Origin of the sequence: Enterobacter sp. MGH 4, assembly GCF_000534735.1 — a bacterium.
Taxonomy (GTDB): domain Bacteria; phylum Pseudomonadota; class Gammaproteobacteria; order Enterobacterales; family Enterobacteriaceae; genus Enterobacter; species Enterobacter intestinihominis.
Window position 1 is genome coordinate 2277901 of sequence record NZ_KI973289.1, and the last position, 16891, is coordinate 2294791.

At 52.9% G+C, this 16891-nt stretch carries 15 protein-coding genes; 7 read left to right on the top strand and 8 right to left on the bottom strand.

What is annotated here, in order from left to right; genetic code table 11:
* Window positions 1-71 precede the first annotated feature (71 nt).
* The 6 genes from hupB to bolA form a co-directional block, all read right to left on the bottom strand.
* On the bottom strand, window positions 72-344 hold the full coding sequence (hupB, locus tag L350_RS11635; protein WP_002444653.1) for a nucleoid-associated protein HU-beta: 273 nt from the start codon (window positions 342-344) through the stop codon (window positions 72-74).
* A 210-nt stretch (window positions 345-554) separates the two neighbouring features.
* The gene (gene lon / locus L350_RS11630; RefSeq protein ID WP_032624746.1) at window positions 555-2909 is read right to left on the bottom strand and encodes an endopeptidase La; all 2355 of its coding nucleotides are present in this window, start codon (window positions 2907-2909) and stop codon (window positions 555-557) included.
* Between the two features lie 184 nt (window positions 2910-3093).
* Window positions 3094-4368 (bottom strand): ATP-dependent protease ATP-binding subunit ClpX, encoded by a 1275-nt coding sequence (gene clpX / locus L350_RS11625; RefSeq protein ID WP_006809879.1) that lies wholly within the window; start codon window positions 4366-4368, stop codon window positions 3094-3096.
* A gap of 127 nt (window positions 4369-4495) precedes the next feature.
* Window positions 4496-5119, bottom strand: a complete 624-nt coding sequence (gene clpP / locus L350_RS11620; RefSeq protein ID WP_006809880.1) for an ATP-dependent Clp endopeptidase proteolytic subunit ClpP — start codon at window positions 5117-5119, stop codon at window positions 4496-4498.
* A 260-nt stretch (window positions 5120-5379) separates the two neighbouring features.
* Window positions 5380-6678 (bottom strand): trigger factor, encoded by a 1299-nt coding sequence (gene tig / locus L350_RS11615; protein WP_032624748.1) that lies wholly within the window; start codon window positions 6676-6678, stop codon window positions 5380-5382.
* 331 nt (window positions 6679-7009) lie between these two features.
* Window positions 7010-7327, bottom strand: a complete 318-nt coding sequence (gene bolA / locus L350_RS11610; RefSeq protein ID WP_003859051.1) for a transcriptional regulator BolA — start codon at window positions 7325-7327, stop codon at window positions 7010-7012.
* A gap of 303 nt (window positions 7328-7630) precedes the next feature.
* Here bolA and L350_RS11605 point away from each other — a divergent pair, with 303 nt between their 5' ends.
* From L350_RS11605 to cyoE, 7 genes are all read left to right on the top strand, one after another.
* Entirely contained in the window at window positions 7631-8209 is a 579-nt protein-coding gene (locus L350_RS11605; RefSeq protein WP_022647246.1) for a lipoprotein, read from the top strand.
* Between the two features lie 45 nt (window positions 8210-8254).
* Window positions 8255-9730: a muropeptide MFS transporter AmpG gene (gene ampG, locus L350_RS11600; protein WP_032624749.1), complete on the top strand. Its 1476-nt coding sequence runs from the start codon at window positions 8255-8257 to the stop codon at window positions 9728-9730.
* Window positions 9731-10208: 478 nt separating this feature from the next.
* Window positions 10209-11156, top strand: coding sequence for a cytochrome o ubiquinol oxidase subunit II (gene cyoA, locus L350_RS11595; protein WP_006809886.1), 948 nt, complete (start codon window positions 10209-10211; stop codon window positions 11154-11156).
* A gap of 16 nt (window positions 11157-11172) precedes the next feature.
* Entirely contained in the window at window positions 11173-13164 is a 1992-nt protein-coding gene (gene cyoB / locus L350_RS11590) for a cytochrome o ubiquinol oxidase subunit I (protein ID WP_006809887.1), read from the top strand.
* On the top strand, window positions 13154-13768 hold the full coding sequence (locus L350_RS11585) for a cytochrome o ubiquinol oxidase subunit III (protein ID WP_022647243.1): 615 nt from the start codon (window positions 13154-13156) through the stop codon (window positions 13766-13768). Before cyoB ends, L350_RS11585 begins: the two co-directional genes overlap by 11 nt.
* Window positions 13768-14094, top strand: coding sequence for a cytochrome o ubiquinol oxidase subunit IV (locus L350_RS11580; RefSeq protein WP_032624750.1), 327 nt, complete (start codon window positions 13768-13770; stop codon window positions 14092-14094). Before L350_RS11585 ends, L350_RS11580 begins: the two co-directional genes overlap by 1 nt.
* An 11-nt stretch (window positions 14095-14105) precedes the next feature.
* Window positions 14106-14993, top strand: coding sequence for a heme o synthase (gene cyoE / locus L350_RS11575; protein WP_022647242.1), 888 nt, complete (start codon window positions 14106-14108; stop codon window positions 14991-14993).
* A 40-nt stretch (window positions 14994-15033) separates the two neighbouring features.
* Here cyoE and fucU read toward each other — a convergent pair whose 3' ends face one another.
* Together fucU and fucK are read right to left on the bottom strand one after the other, a co-directional pair.
* Window positions 15034-15462: an L-fucose mutarotase gene (gene fucU / locus L350_RS11570; protein ID WP_023299449.1), complete on the bottom strand. Its 429-nt coding sequence runs from the start codon at window positions 15460-15462 to the stop codon at window positions 15034-15036.
* A complete protein-coding gene (gene fucK / locus L350_RS11565; protein WP_023305580.1) occupies window positions 15455-16858 on the bottom strand; it encodes an L-fuculokinase in 1404 nt (467 codons plus the stop codon). The genes fucU and fucK overlap by 8 nt, the downstream gene beginning before the upstream one ends.
* Between the last annotated feature and the right edge of the window lie 33 nt (window positions 16859-16891).

Sequence of the window (16891 nt, forward strand, 5' to 3'; positions counted from 1 at the left end):
TGGACAAACAAAAAAGGCACATCAAACGATGCGCCCTTGTACTTTTCAGCTTCCCTGGAGCGGGAAAGCAATCAATTTACTGCGTCTTTCAGCGCCTTACCTGCACGGAAACCCGGCACTTTAGCGGCAGCAATGGTGATCTCTTTACCGGTCTGCGGGTTGCGGCCAGTACGGGCAGCACGCTCTTTAACCGCAAAAGTACCGAAGCCTACCAGTGCAACGTCGTCCCCAGCTTGCAGAGATTCAGTAACAGAAGCAATTAAAGCATCTAAAGCACGTCCAGCTGCAGCTTTAGAAATATCAGCACCCGCAGCAATTTTGTCAATCAGTTGAGATTTATTCACTGTTCTCTTCCTCTCTTTATAATTTATATCGCACCTGAATCCTTCACAGCGCGACCGCGCAGCAGTTATATCAGTCCTGCTATGACCTTACAACACCCGTTGTTGATGGCTAACCCAATCAGCAATCTAAATTAGCTATACAAAAAAAGGCTGGCAAGTACGAAATGACTTACCAGCCTTGTTTTTATTAGCGCTCTTTGCGCGAGGTCACTATTTTGCGGTTACAACCTGCATTCCGGACGGTTCATTTTGCAGTGCGAGAGTCAGAACTTCCTCAATGCGTTTCACCGGATGGATCTGCAAATCGGCAATAACGTTGTCCGGAATCTCTTCCAGATCGCGTTTATTCTCGTAAGGAATCAATACGGTTTTGATCCCACCACGGTGTGCCGCCAGCAGTTTTTCTTTTAACCCGCCGATGGGCAGTACCTGACCACGCAGCGTAATTTCACCAGTCATGGCCACATCAGCACGGACCGGGTTCCCCGTCAGGCAGGAAACCAGCGCCGTACACATAGCAATACCCGCGCTTGGGCCATCTTTCGGCGTCGCCCCTTCCGGAACGTGAACGTGAATGTCGCGTTTTTCGTAGAAATCCGGGTTGATACCCAGTTTTTCCGCGCGCGCACGCACCACGGTCAACGCTGCCTGGATGGACTCCTGCATCACTTCACCGAGCGAGCCAGTGTAGGTCAGCTTGCCTTTACCCGGTACACAGGCGGTTTCAATGGTCAGCAGATCGCCACCCACTTCCGTCCACGCCAGTCCAGTCACCTGACCAACGCGGTTTTCGTTGTCCGCATGGCCATAGTCGAAGCGCTGAACGCCGAGGTAAGCATGCAGATTGTCGCCGTTAATCACGATGTGCTTCAGGCTCTTATCCAGCAGCAGCTGCTTAACCGCCTTACGGCACAGTTTAGAGATCTCACGCTCAAGGCTACGCACGCCCGCTTCACGGGTGTAGTAACGAATAATGCCGACAATAGCGCTGTCCTCAACGGTCAGCTCGTTAGCTTTCAGCGCGTTACGTTCAATCTGCTTCGGCAGCAGGTGCTGCTTAGCAATGTTCAGCTTCTCGTCTTCGGTATAACCGGACAGACGGATCACTTCCATACGGTCCAGCAGCGGTGCCGGAATGTTCATGGAATTCGACGTCGCCACGAACATCACATCGCTCAGGTCGTAGTCGACCTCCAGATAGTGATCGCTGAACGCCACGTTCTGCTCTGGATCAAGCACTTCAAGCAGCGCCGACGCCGGATCGCCACGCATGTCCGAAGACATTTTGTCGATCTCGTCGAGGAGGAACAGCGGGTTTTTGACGCCCACTTTCGCCATCTTCTGGATCAGCTTGCCCGGCATAGAACCGATATAGGTACGGCGGTGACCGCGGATTTCCGCTTCATCACGCACGCCGCCCAGCGCCATACGGATGTACTTACGTCCGGTCGCTTTGGCGATGGACTGGCCCAGAGAGGTTTTACCCACCCCTGGAGGCCCTACCAGGCACAAGATTGGACCTTTGATTTTGTTCACACGGCTCTGTACCGCGAGGTACTCAAGAATGCGGTCTTTCACACGTTCCAGGCCATAGTGGTCGGTATCAAGGATTTCCTGTGCCTGACGCAGGTCTTTTTTGACCTTGCTGCGGGCATTCCATGGAACCTGAACCATCCACTCAATGTAGCCGCGTACAACGGTCGCTTCCGCCGACATCGGAGACATCATTTTCAGCTTCTGCAACTCAGCTTCGGCTTTCTCTTTCGCCTCTTTCGGCATCTTCGCCGCGTCGATCTTACGCTTCAGCGCTTCGTTTTCATCCGGCGCATCGTCCATCTCGCCGAGCTCTTTCTGAATGGCTTTCATTTGCTCGTTCAGATAGTACTCACGCTGCGATTTTTCCATCTGCTTTTTGACGCGGTTGCGAATGCGCTTCTCAACCTGGAGCAGATCGATCTCAGACTCCATCATCGCCATCAGGTATTCCAGACGTTCGTTAACGTCGGACATTTCCAGCACGGACTGTTTGTCAGCCAGCTTCAGCGGCATGTGCGCAGCGATGGTATCCGCCAGACGTGCAGGATCGTCGATGCTGTTCAGCGACGTCAGCACTTCAGGTGGGATTTTCTTGTTCAGCTTGATGTAGCCTTCAAACTGGCTGATCGCGGTGCGTACCAGCACTTCCTGCTCGCGCTCATCAAGTTCCGGTGAATCAAGGTACTCTGCCTTCGCAGAGAAGTGCTCGCCATCGTCTGACAGAGTGGTAATACGCGCGCGCTGTAAGCCTTCCACCAGCACCTTCACGGTGCCATCTGGCAGCTTCAGCATCTGCAAAATAGAGGCCACGGTCCCGACGGTGAAAAGATCGTTTACACCCGGCTCATCCGTTGATGCTTCCTTCTGCGCAACCAACATGATTTTTTTATCATGATCCATGGCGGCTTCGAGGCAACGGATAGATTTTTCCCGCCCTACAAATAAGGGTATGACCATGTGCGGATAAACCACCACATCGCGCAACGGCAATACGGGGATTTCAATGCGTTCAGAACGCTCAGGATTCATAGAGCTCTCTCTTAGTTTAGTGTCCGCCAGGTAAACTGGTCATGTAACTGTGCTTCACACAACCATTAACATGTAATCCAGTATATGGGGATGTTTCCCATACATTCAACGCCATGAATACGGAAAAAGTAAAGGGGAGATAAAATCCCCCCTTTTTGATTAACTGATTGTATGAAATGGTGAATTATTCGCCAGATGCCTGCTGCGCTTCCGGTTTACCGTAAATCAGTAACGGCTTGGTCTGGCCACCAATGACGGACTCGTCGATCACGACTTTTTCGACATCTTCCATAGAAGGAAGATCGTACATCGTGTCGAGCAATGCTGCTTCCACGATAGAACGCAGGCCACGGGCACCGGTTTTACGCGCCATCGCTTTCTTGGCAATCGCGTCCAGTGCTTCGTCACGGAATTCCAGCTCAACGCCTTCCAGATTAAACAGCGCCTGATACTGCTTGGTCAGCGCGTTTTTCGGCTCTTTCAGGATCTGAATCAGCGCGTCTTCGCTCAGTTCGTTCAGGGTCGCCACAACCGGCAGACGGCCGATAAATTCCGGAATCAAACCAAATTTGATCAGATCCTCCGGTTCAACCTGCGCCAGCAGCTGGCCTTCGTTTGGTTTTTCAGACGTAGCTTTCACCGTTGCGCCAAAACCAATGCCGGAGCCGGTTTCCACACGGTGAGAGATCACTTTATCCAGGCCTGCAAACGCACCACCACAGATAAACAGGATCTTGGAGGTATCAACCTGCAAGAATTCCTGCTGCGGATGTTTACGCCCACCCTGCGGTGGAACAGCCGCAACCGTACCTTCAATCAGCTTCAGGAGCGCCTGCTGCACGCCTTCGCCCGAGACGTCACGGGTGATGGATGGGTTGTCTGATTTACGGGAGATTTTGTCAATCTCATCGATATAGACGATCCCGCGCTGGGCTTTCTGTACGTCGTAATCGCACTTCTGGAGCAGCTTCTGGATAATATTTTCAACGTCTTCACCCACATAACCGGCTTCGGTCAGGGTGGTGGCATCCGCCATGGTGAACGGAACATCCAGCAGGCGCGCCAGCGTTTCCGCCAGCAACGTTTTACCGGAACCCGTAGGCCCGATCAGCAGAATGTTACTTTTGCCCAGTTCCACGCCATTGCTGGTATCGCCGTTACGCAGACGCTTGTAGTGGTTGTATACCGCCACCGCCAGCACTTTTTTCGCCTGCTCCTGACCAATGACATAGTCGTCCAGGTGGTGGCGAATCTCGTGTGGCGTTGGTAACGCGCTGCGCTCACGGTGCGGCGCGACTTCTTTAATCTCTTCGCGAATGATGTCGTTACATAAATCGACGCATTCGTCGCAGATATACACGGACGGCCCGGCAATCAGTTTACGCACTTCATGCTGGCTTTTGCCGCAAAAAGAGCAGTACAGCAGTTTGCCCGAACCATCTTTGCGTTTATCTGTCATGAGTCCAAACCTCTTTTTAAGTTCTATGTGCCGCACATGACGACGCAAATGCCATACTCAGACGCAAGCTGCTTACAGGCAACGTGCCGCCCTAAATTAGTATAGCGGCACACTCGCGTCGCGGGCATCAATTACGATGGGTCAAAATGGAGTCGACTAAGCCGTACTCAACTGCCTCTGGTGCAGACAGGAAGCGATCGCGCTCGGTATCGCGCTCGATCTGCTCGAGTGGTTGACCCGTATGCTGCGCCATAAGTTCATTCATGCGCGCTTTTACTTTCAGAATTTCTCGGGCGTGGATTTCAATATCCGTCGCCTGGCCCTGGTAACCACCCAGCGGCTGGTGAATCATCACGCGGGAGTTAGGCAGGCAGAAACGCTTACCTTTCGCCCCTGCGGTTAACAGGAAAGCCCCCATGGACGCTGCCTGTCCCATACAGATGGTGCTGACATCCGGCTTGATGAATTGCATGGTGTCATAAATAGACATGCCCGCCGTAATCACACCGCCCGGCGAGTTGATGTACAGGTAAATGTCTTTTTCCGGGTTTTCCGCTTCCAGGAACAGCATCTGCGCCACGATCAGGTTAGCCATATGGTCTTCCACCTGGCCGGTCAGAAAGATAACGCGTTCCTTGAGCAGACGGGAATAGATATCGAAAGATCGCTCACCGCGTGAGGTCTGTTCAATAACCATTGGCACCAGCGCCATATGGGGTGCAAAGTTATCTCGTTCGCCACTGTATGACATTTCCGTCTCCTGGTTCAAAATTGAAAACACCTGCTGTACTGATTGTAACCTTATGGACGGATTATCAGCCAGTCTCAATCATCGTGATTACATACTAATGGGGGTCGCCATGCCCTATTTCAAGCATAACAACGTTTTGTTGTAACGCTAACACTGAAAGGGCGTTTTAGCACCCTTCCAGGACTAAAGCTGTGATAAAAAAAACCCGTCGCCGGAGGGCAACGGGTTTTTTGTTCAAACTTTAAACCGTTGGGGCGAAATTACGCCTGCTGGTTCATCAGTTCGGTGAAAGAGGTCTCTTTTTCGGTTACTTTCGCTTTCGCCAGTACCGCTTCAACAGCCTGCTCTTCCAGTGCAACGTTGCGCATGTTGTCCATCAGCTCTTTGTTCTTACCGTAGAACTCGATCACTTCTGATGGATCTTCGTATGCAGAAGCCATCTCTTCGATCAGGCCTTTCACACGCTCTTCGTCAGCTTTCAGCTCGTGGGTACGAATCACTTCGCCCAGCAGCAGGCCAACAACAACGCGACGTTTCGCTTGCTCTTCGAACAGCTCGCGTGGCAGTTCCATCGCTTGCTGCTGGTTGCCACCGAAGCGCTGTGCAGCCTGACGGCGCAGAACGTCGATTTCGCTGTCGATCAGGGCAGCAGGAACGTCGATGTCGTTCGCTTTCACCAGACCTTCAATCGCCTGAGACTTCACGCGGTTACGTACAGCGCCGTTCAGCTCGCGCTCCATGTTTTTACGCACTTCAGCACGCAGACCCACAACAGAACCATCTTCCACGCCGAAACGCTTGATGAATTCTTCAGTCAGTTCTGGCAGTTCGCGCTCTTCAACTTTCTTCAGGTTGATGACGAACTTCGCTGCTTTACCTTTCAGGTTTTCAGCGTGGTATTCTTCAGGGAAGGTCACGTCGATGGTGAACTCTTCGCCTGCTTTGTGGCCTTTGATACCGTCTTCGAAGCCTGGGATCATACGACCCTGGCCCATCGCCAGTACGAAATCAGACGCTTTACCGCCTTCGAACTCTTCGCCGTCTACTGAACCGGTGAAGTCGATGGTTACGCGGTCTTCCGCGTCAACAGCGCCTTCTTTCTCTTTCCAGTTCGCCTGCTGCTTACGCAGGGTATCCAGCATGCCGTCAACGTCTTCGTCAGTCACGGAAACGATCGGTTTTTCAACTTCGATTGATTCTAGACCTTTCAGCTCAACTTCCGGGTACACTTCGAACTCTACGGAATAGGTGAAGTCTTCGCCCTGCTTGTATTCACCTGGAACGTAGTTTGGCGCGCCGGCTGGATTGATTTTTTCTTTGATGATCGCGTCGATAAAGTTGCGGCTCATCAGTTCACCCAGCACATCCTGACGCACGGAAGCGCCATAACGCTGAGCAACAACATTCATTGGTACTTTGCCCTTGCGGAAGCCGTCAATACGTACTTTTTTTGCTACGTTGACCAGCTCGCTTTTCACAGCAGTTTCGATGCTGTCAGCAGCGATAGTAATCGTTACACGGCGGCCAAGGCCTTGAGTGGTTTCAACTGAAACTTGCATCTTGTTACCTCAAAAAAATCACAGTGCTCGGTCAACTCTGAATCTGTCTGTTATACCGGGATGCTCTCTTATGTGCAGATTCACATTCCCTGTCGCCAGAATCATCCCGAAGACATTCAATAAGACGCGGCATTATAGCGGCATCACTTAGGTGAGTCGAGAACGGTTGGAGCATGTTGCTGCGGCTTTTTTCACACTTTAAGGCTATTTTTAGCCTTAAAAACGCGCCATCCGCTCAAAACTCAGACAAAACAAAACGGCCCGAAGGCCGTTTTGACGAAATCTGTAAGCAACATACTGGAAAAACTCCGGCGGTTGCAAATCCGATTTATCAGGCGATGGTGCCTGCCCCCCGACAAGGCGGTGATGCGAATACCGTATCCTGCAGCCCTTCCCATTCCTTAATGGTGTAGGTATGCAGCGCCAGCGCATGTACGGTTGTGGAGAGTTCTTCCGTCAAGGTGCTGTAGATCAAGCGGTGTCGGTTCAGGAAACGTTCTCCCGTGAAGCGATCGCTGACCAGAACCACTTTGAAGTGGCTTTCAGAACCTGCCGGCACGTTATGACGATAGCTTTCGTCGACAACTTCGAGAAACACAGGGTTGAACGCTGCCCTTAATTTTTCTTCTATCTGTTCACGTATCATCATGAAATCACTCCTCCGACAACGCTAAGATGTCACCCATCCCTTTAAATATTAGCCGCTTTTACCGGTTCCATTACACCGTGACAACAAATATTTAGCTTTCGTCTGATTTTCTCATCCAAACGGATGAAGTTCACTATGAGGTTCATACGTTTTGTCACTTACAGGCAGAGAAAAGCGGCAAGGTGGTCAGTTTTCGGACAAGGCGATGAATTTACATGCGTTGACCACTTCCCCTGGCCGTTGGCGATGTTATGATGGCGGCAATTTTTCTCTCTTTGCTTACGATTCGTTGAGAACCCGAAAATGTTAAAAAAAATCTTCTTTCCGTTGGTAGCACTCTTTATGCTCGCCGGTTGCGCAACCCCGCCGACGACCATTGACGTTTCACCAAAAATTACCCTGCCTCAGCAGGATCCAAGCCTGATGGGCGTGACGGTCAGCATTAATGGTGCCGATCAGCGTCAGGACCAGGCGCTGGCGAAAGTGACTCGCGACAACCAGCAGGTTACGCTGACCGCTTCCCGCGACCTGCGCTTCCTGTTGCAGGAAGTACTGGAAAAACAGATGACCTCCCGTGGCTACATGATTGGCCCAAGCGGCGCGGTTGATCTGCAAATCATCGTGAACAACCTGTACGCTGACGTCTCCCAGGGTAACGTTCGCTACAACATTGCGACCAAAGCCGATATCTCCATCATCGCTACCGCGAAGAACGGCAACAAGATGAACAAAAACTACCGTGCAAGCTATTCCGTTGAAGGCGCATTCCAGGCCTCCAACAAAAATATCGCTAACGCGGTTAACAGCGTGCTGACTGACACCATTGCCGACATGGCACAGGACACCAGCATTCACGACTTCATCAAGCAGAACGCACGTTAATCCTGCTGACTGACCCGGTGCTTCACCGGGTCAGTTCATAAGAACATGTCCAGTCACTACTTACGCATTTTCCAGCAACCGAAATCAGCTATTCTGCTGATCCTGGGTTTCGCCTCCGGTTTACCCCTTGCGCTCACCTCCGGCACGTTACAGGCGTGGATGACGGTTGAGAACATCGATCTTAAAACCATTGGTTTCTTCTCGCTCGTCGGCCAGGCTTACGTCTTTAAGTTCCTGTGGTCGCCAGTGATGGATCGCTATACCCCACCGTTCCTCGGGCGCCGTCGCGGCTGGTTAGTGATGACGCAGGTGCTGCTGTTGCTCGCCATTGCCGCAATGGGTTTCCTTGAACCGTCAACGCAGCTGCGCTGGATGGCCGCGCTTGCGGTGGTCATCGCCTTCTGCTCCGCCTCGCAGGACATTGTTTTTGACGCCTGGAAAACGGACGTCCTGCCAGCAGAAGAGCGTGGCGCCGGTGCGGCAATCAGCGTGCTCGGCTACCGCCTGGGTATGCTGGTTTCCGGCGGACTCGCACTGTGGCTTGCTGACCGCTATCTCGGCTGGCAGGGCATGTACTGGCTGATGGCCGCACTGCTGATCCCCTGCATTATTGCCACTCTGTTCGCGCCTGAACCGAGCGATGTGATCCCGGTTCCACGCTCGCTGGAGCAGGCCGTCGCCGCACCGCTGCGCGACTTCTTTGGTCGCAATAATGCCTGGCTGATCCTGCTGCTTATTGTCCTTTATAAGCTTGGCGACGCTTTCGCCATGAGTCTGACCACTACCTTCCTGATCCGCGGCGTCGGGTTTGATGCGGGCGAGGTCGGCGTGGTGAACAAAACCCTGGGGCTGTTTGCCACGATTGTCGGCGCGCTGTACGGCGGCGTATTGATGCAGCGCCTGACGCTGTTCCGCGCTCTGCTGATATTTGGCATCCTTCAGGGCGCATCGAATGCCGGTTACTGGCTGCTGTCGATCACCGACAAGAATATGATCAGTATGGGGACGGCGGTATTCTTTGAGAACCTGTGCGGCGGTATGGGCACTGCGGCATTTGTCGCCCTGCTGATGACGCTGTGCAATAAGTCATTTTCCGCTACCCAGTTTGCGCTGCTCTCTGCCCTTTCCGCCGTCGGGCGCGTATACGTTGGCCCCGTCGCGGGCTGGTTTGTTGAAGCCTACGGTTGGCCGACCTTTTATCTCTTCTCGGTGGCGGCGGCCGTGCCGGGGATTTTATTGCTGCTGGTCTGTCGCCAGACGCTGGAATATACCCAGCGGACGGAACACTTCATGCCGCGCACGGAATATCACGCTGCCTATCGGTTTGCCCTGCGTCTGCTAATGGCAGGTTGTCTTGCCCTGGTAGGGTGGCTCACGGTGCTCATCATGAATGCGACTACCGACTTGTCACTTCCTTTTGAAACCCTTCTGCTTGATGCAGGTGTGTTTCTCGCCCTGGCGGGGATCCTGACGGGTGGGATGCTGGATTTCATGTCATTACGAAAGACGCAGATGACATGAAGTAAAAAGCGAAAGGTTATTTCCCGTTGTAATAACAGCCCGAAATTATAACGGTGAAATAACCGCCATCGACAAAAAAAATATTTGTTGTTTTGTGCGGGATAGCATTCGGAAATTATTGGAGCTTATTTCGCTACGCTATTTTTCATTAAACGATTCAGCATTCGAAACATTGAATTTTCGTTTTTTAGTTGTCTTTTTATTGATAATTAATTGTTAACTAATTGTGTGTTTTTCGCAATGGTTATACCAATTGTCCCTTTTGCGGTATGCTGGGACACCCTTTCGTTATAACGCCCACTCCGTGCGGCTTCCGTCTGGAAACGCGACATAATTTGCAACACTTGTGACATGTGCGGCAGAACCCGGTAACACCTTCCTGACACAGGGCTAATGATGTTTACAGTAATGTAACCTTCCCGTAAAATGCCCCCACACTTTAAACGCCACCAGACTCCCGTGGAATTGAGGTCGTTAAATGAGACTCAGGAAATACAATAAAAGTTTGGGATGGTTGTCATTATTCGCAGGCACTGTATTACTCAGTGGCTGCGATTCTGCACTACTAGACCCCAAAGGACAGATTGGACTGGAACAACGTTCATTGATACTGACGGCTTTTGGCCTGATGTTGATTGTGGTTATTCCTGCCATCTTGATGGCTGTTGGTTTCGCCTGGAAGTATCGTGCGAGCAATAAAGATGCGAAGTATAGCCCTAACTGGTCACACTCCAATAAAGTGGAAGCTGTGGTCTGGACGGTACCTATTCTGATCATCCTGTTCCTTGCTGTACTGACCTGGAAAACCACTCACGCACTTGAGCCGAGCAAACCGCTGGTTCACGATGAAAAACCCATTACCATTGAAGTGGTCTCCATGGACTGGAAATGGTTCTTCATCTATCCAGAACAGGGCATTGCTACCGTGAATGAAATCGCCTTCCCGGCGAACACTCCGGTTCAGTTCAAAGTGACCTCCAACTCCGTAATGAACTCCTTCTTCATCCCACGTCTGGGCAGCCAGATTTACGCGATGGCCGGTATGCAGACTAACCTGCATCTGATTGCGAATGAAGCAGGCACCTACGACGGTATCTCCGCCAGCTATAGTGGCCCGGGCTTCTCGGGTATGAAGTTCAAAGCTATCGCTACGCCAGACCGCGCGACTTTCGACCAGTGGGTTGCAAAAGCGAAGCAGTCTCCAAACACCATGTCTGACATGGCGGCGTTCGAAAAAGTGGCTGCACCTAGCGAATACAACAAGGTGGAGTACTTCTCTAACGTGAAACCGAATCTGTTCAAAGATGTTATTGGCAAATTTATGGATCACGGCATGAGCATGGACATGACCCAGCCTGAAGGCGAGCACAACACGCACCAGGGTATGGAAGGCATGGACATGAGCCACGCGGAAACCGCTCACTAAGGGGCCGAGGAAGAAAATGTTCGGAAAATTGACATTGGATGCGGTGCCGTACCATGAACCCATTATCATGGTTACGATTGCTGCAATTATCATTGGTGGCGCGGCCTTAGTTGGCCTGATCACTTACTTCGGTAAGTGGAGCTACCTGTGGAACGAGTGGCTGACTTCGGTTGACCACAAAAAACTCGGCATCATGTACTGCATCGTCGGTATCGTCATGTTAATTCGTGGCTTTGCGGATGCAATCATGATGCGTAGCCAGCAGGCGCTTGCGTCTGCGGGCGAAGCCGGATTCCTGCCACCGCACCACTACGATCAGATCTTTACCGCTCACGGCGTTATCATGATCTTCTTCGTGGCGATGCCGCTGGTAATCGGTCTGATGAACGTTGTCGTTCCGCTGCAAATCGGCGCGCGCGACGTTGCGTTCCCGTTCCTGAATAACCTGAGCTTCTGGTTCACCGTTGTCGGCGTTATCCTGGTTAACCTGTCACTGGGTGTGGGCGAATTTGCTCAGACCGGCTGGCTGGCCTACCCGCCACTTTCGGGAATTGAGTACAGTCCGGGCGTGGGCGTTGACTACTGGATTTGGGCGCTTCAGCTCTCCGGTGTCGGTACCACCCTGACCGGTATTAACTTCTTCGTGACCATCCTGAAGATGCGTGCACCAGGTATGACGATGTTCAAGATGCCAGTATTTACCTGGGCATCTCTGTGCGCCAACGTCCTGATTATCGCGTCGTTCCCAATTCTGACCGTCACCATCGCGCTGCTGACCCTGGATCGCTATCTGGGTACCCATTTCTTCACGAATGATATGGGTGGCAACATGATGATGTACATCAACCTGATTTGGGCCTGGGGTCACCCGGAAGTGTACATCCTGGTTCTGCCGGTGTTCGGTGTGTTCTCCGAAATCGCGGCAACCTTCTCGCGTAAACGTCTGTTTGGTTACACCTCTCTGGTGTGGGCAACCGTGTGTATTACCGTCCTGTCGTTCATCGTCTGGCTGCACCACTTCTTCACCATGGGTGCGGGCGCCAACGTAAACGCCTTCTTCGGTATTACCACTATGATTATCGCGATCCCGACCGGGGTTAAGATCTTCAACTGGCTGTTCACCATGTACCAGGGCCGTATCCAGTTCCACTCAGCGATGCTGTGGACCATCGGCTTCATCGTGACCTTCTCCGTAGGTGGGATGACCGGCGTGCTGCTGGCGGTTCCGGGCGCTGACTTTGTCCTGCACAACAGTCTGTTCCTGATTGCGCACTTCCATAACGTTATCATCGGCGGCGTCGTCTTCGGCTGCTTCGCAGGTGTGACCTACTGGTGGCCAAAAGCGTTCGGTTTCACCCTGAACGAAAAATGGGGCAAACGCGCCTTCTGGTTCTGGATCATCGGCTTCTTCGTGGCGTTTATGCCGCTGTACGTGCTGGGCTTCATGGGGATGACCCGTCGTCTGAGCCAGCAGATCGATCCGCAGTTCCATCCGATGCTGATGATTGCAGCGGGCGGCGCCGCGCTGATTGCCTGCGGTATCCTGTGCCAGCTGATTCAGTACTACGTGTCTATCCGTGACCGTAACCTGAACCGCGACCTGACCGGTGACCCGTGGGGTGGCCGTACGCTGGAGTGGTCTACCTCTTCTCCACCTCCGTTCTATAACTTTGCCGTAGTGCCGCACATTCATGAGCGTGACGCATTCTGGGAAATGAAAGAAAAAGGTGAAGCGTACAAGCAACCTGAACATTACGAAGAGATCCATATGCCGAAAAACAGCGGTGCGGGCATCGTGATTGCCGCCTTCGCAACGGTATTTGGTTTCGCAATGATCTGGCACATCTGGTGGATGGCGATTGTTGGCTTCGCTGGCATCGTAATCAGCTGGATTGTGAAGAGCTTTGACGAGGACGTGGACTACTACGTACCAGTCCGTGAAGTTGAAAAGCTGGAAAACCAGCATTTTGACGAGATTTCTAAAGCGGGGCTGAAAAATGGCAACTGATACTCTGGCGCACTCGACTGCCCACGCGCATGAACATGCGCACCATGATACAGGACCGACGAAAGTCTTCGGTTTCTGGATCTACCTGATGAGCGACTGCATCCTGTTCTGCTGTCTGTTCGCAACCTATGCCGTTCTGGTGAACGGCACAGCGGGCGGCCCGACCGGTAAGGACATCTTTGAGCTGCCGTTCGTTCTGGTTGAAACCGCACTGCTGTTATTCAGCTCCATCACCTACGGCATGGCGGCTATCGCCATGTACAAAAACAACAAAAGCCAGGTTGTTTCCTGGCTGGCGTTGACCTGGTTGTTTGGTGCTGGCTTTATCGGGATGGAAATCTATGAATTCCATCACCTGATTGCGGAAGGCTTTGGTCCGGATCGCAGTGGCTTCCTGTCAGCGTTCTTCGCGCTGGTCGGCACCCACGGTCTGCACGTGACCTCGGGTCTGATCTGGATGGCAGTGCTGATGTTCCAGATCTCCCGTCGCGGCCTGACCAGTACTAACCGTACCCGTATCATGTGCCTGAGCCTGTTCTGGCACTTCCTGGACGTGGTATGGATCTGTGTGTTCTCTGTTGTCTATCTGATGGGGGCGATGTAATGAGTCATTCTAACGATCATGGCGCTTCCCACGGCAGCGTAAAAACCTACATGACAGGTTTCATCCTGTCGATCATCCTGACGTTGATCCCGTTCTGGATGGTGATGAACGGTTCTGCATCTAAGCCGGTTATCCTGGGCGCAATCCTGGTGACCGCGGTGATTCAGATTCTGGTGCATCTGGTTTGCTTCCTGCACATGAACACCAAGTCCGATGAAGGCTGGAACATGACGGCCTTTATCTTTACCGTGATTATCATCGCTATCCTGGTAGTCGGTTCCATCTGGATTATGTGGAACCTTAACTACAACATGATGGTTCACTAAGAGCGGCGAGTATGTTTAAGCAATACCTGCAAGTCACGAAACCAGGCATCATCTTTGGCAACCTGATCTCCGTAATCGGAGGGTTCCTGCTGGCCTCTAAAGGCAGCATTGATTACACCCTCTTTATTTACACGCTGGTCGGTGTGTCACTGGTGGTTGCGTCCGGTTGTGTATTTAACAACTACATCGACATGGATATCGACAAGAAGATGGAAAGGACCAAAAATCGGGTGCTGGTTAAAGGCCTGATTGCTCCTTCCGTCTCGCTGGTGTACGCCACCTTGCTGGGTATTGCTGGCTTTATGCTGCTGTGGTTTGGTGCTAACCCGCTGGCCTGCTGGCTGGGGGTGATGGGGTTCGTGGTGTATGTAGGCGTCTACAGCCTGTATATGAAACGCCACTCCGTCTACGGCACGCTGATTGGTTCTCTCTCCGGCGCTGCGCCGCCGGTGATTGGCTACTGCGCCGTCACGAACGAGTTCGACAGCGGTGCGCTGATCCTGCTGGCTATCTTTAGCCTGTGGCAGATGCCGCACTCCTACGCCATCGCGATTTTCCGCTTTAAGGATTATCAGGCAGCGAACATTCCGGTTCTGCCGGTCGTGAAAGGCATCTCAGTTGCCAAAAACCACATCACGCTGTACATCATCGCTTTTGCCGTGGCAACGCTGATGCTCTCTCTGGGCGGTTACGCCGGATATAAATATCTGGTGGTGGCCGCTGCGGTGAGCGTCTGGTGGCTCGGCATGGCTCTGCGCGGTTACAAAGTGGAAGATGACAAGGTCTGGGCACGCAAGCTGTTTGTGTTCTCGATTGTCGCCATCACCTCCCTGTCCGTGATGATGTCCGTAGACTTCATGGTGCCAGATTCACAAAGCCTGCTGACGTACGTCTGGTAAGAAGACTGAAGTGAAAACGCCGGGTTTAACCCGGCGTTTTTTATTGGTACGGCGTAACCCCTTTCTTTAACAGTATATTGCCGTATTTCGCTGTCTCGCCTGTCACCACAATGGCGTACGCTTTCTGTGCCCGCGCATAAAACGCATAACGGTCAATACGCATAATCCCCTCCCCTTCCGCCTCACCAAAGAGTGCGTTGCGATAGCGTGCTTCTACCTGTATATCGAGCGTATCCCCGTCGACAGGGGCCATCATCACCAGCGGTGGCGCATAGCTATCGAGTTCAAACAGCGGTATCACCGCGGCCAGCAAATCGCTGATGAGCAGTCCATCTGCGCGGATCGTCTTTGGCCCCAGGCTGTGCGCGGGAAAGTGAGCGTCTGCAAAAATAATCTCGTCACCATGGCCCATCTCTGCCAGCGTTTTCAGCAGCTCGGGTGAAATCAGTGGGGATATCGTTTTAAGCACGGCTTTGTTCCTCAGGATAGAAATAACGGTAACGATAGTGGACCCGATCGCGAGCAGCCTCAGCGCTGGCCGTTTCTCCGACGCCCCACCATCCGTACAAAGACGCCCCCAGCACGGTCGTATCTGCATCTTCAAGAACCTTCACCGGGATCCCAAGCGCATTGGACTTGAGCTGATTCCACAGCATATTGCGGCTACCTCCCCCCACCAGCAGGAGTTCACGCGCCTTAAATTGCGCGATCGCCTCCAGCGCCTGGAGTTTTTCTTGCAGATGCACCGTAAGTCCTTCCAGGGCTGCGCGGTAAAAATGGGCTGGCGTGGTGGTGAGCGTAACGCCCTGCCAGCCAGCGAGCGGAGAATCGAGCAACTGGGTATTCATCGTGACGCCATCCGCCCCGTACGGAATTGCCGCCGCCTGAGCCAGAATAGTGTCCCAGTTGACATCAGGCGACCAGAACAGCGCGCGGATCCACTCCAGTACGCCAGACGCCAGATATTGCATTCCCGGATTATAGAGCCCTGTCCGGCTATCCAGTTCGCAGGTCGCGCCCGGGTATTGCCCCAGTAAAGCGGTATCAACCTGCGATGTGCGCGCCATTAAAATCTCCCAGGTTCCCGAAGAGAGAACCGGCTCATTAATTCCCGCACCGGCGCCAAAAAGGGCAAACTGCGTATCGTGCCCGGCGGAGATCACCGGCACACCGCAAGGCAATCCGAGTCTGGATGCAGCGTCGGGCTGCAGTTCACCCATCATCTCTCCGGGGGAAACCAGCGGCGGGAAAAGGGAATGAGGCACGCCGATCTTGCTTAAGATCGTTTCGCTGAAGCACCGCTGATGCAGATCGAACATCTGACTGGTACCGGCCATCGTGAGATCGGTCGTCATTTTTCCGGTCAGGCGATGGTTGATTAGCGAGGAGATAAAAAGCCAGGCGTGAGCACGCTGTAACAGATCGGGATGGTTGTCCTGAAGCCAGCCTAGCTTATACAACGTGTTGAAACTAAACTGCCCAACGCCGGTGATCTGCTGTAGTTCAGCCGGGGAGCACAAACGGGCAACCGCTTCCATCACCGGCACGGTCCGTGGACATTTCCAGCTGATGATCGGGTAAAGCAGTTCTCCGCGCTCATCTACCAGCGCGCCATCCACGCCAAAGGTCGTCACACTCATTCCGCACAGTTGATGCTTGCTCAGCACTGCGCTGATTTTCTGACAACAGACGGCAAAACGTTGCATGATGGCGTCGAGCGACCACTGGTGCCAGGCCGGATTTTCAGCGGCACTTTCGCTTTCGTTCGCCACCGAGGCTCGCGCCACAATATTCCCTTCAGGATCCAGCGCAATGGCGCGCACGTTCGTCGCGCCACAATCGAGAACCAGAAAACATTTTTTCATTGCGGTCCCCACAGGCTGCCAGTCCGCCGGAGC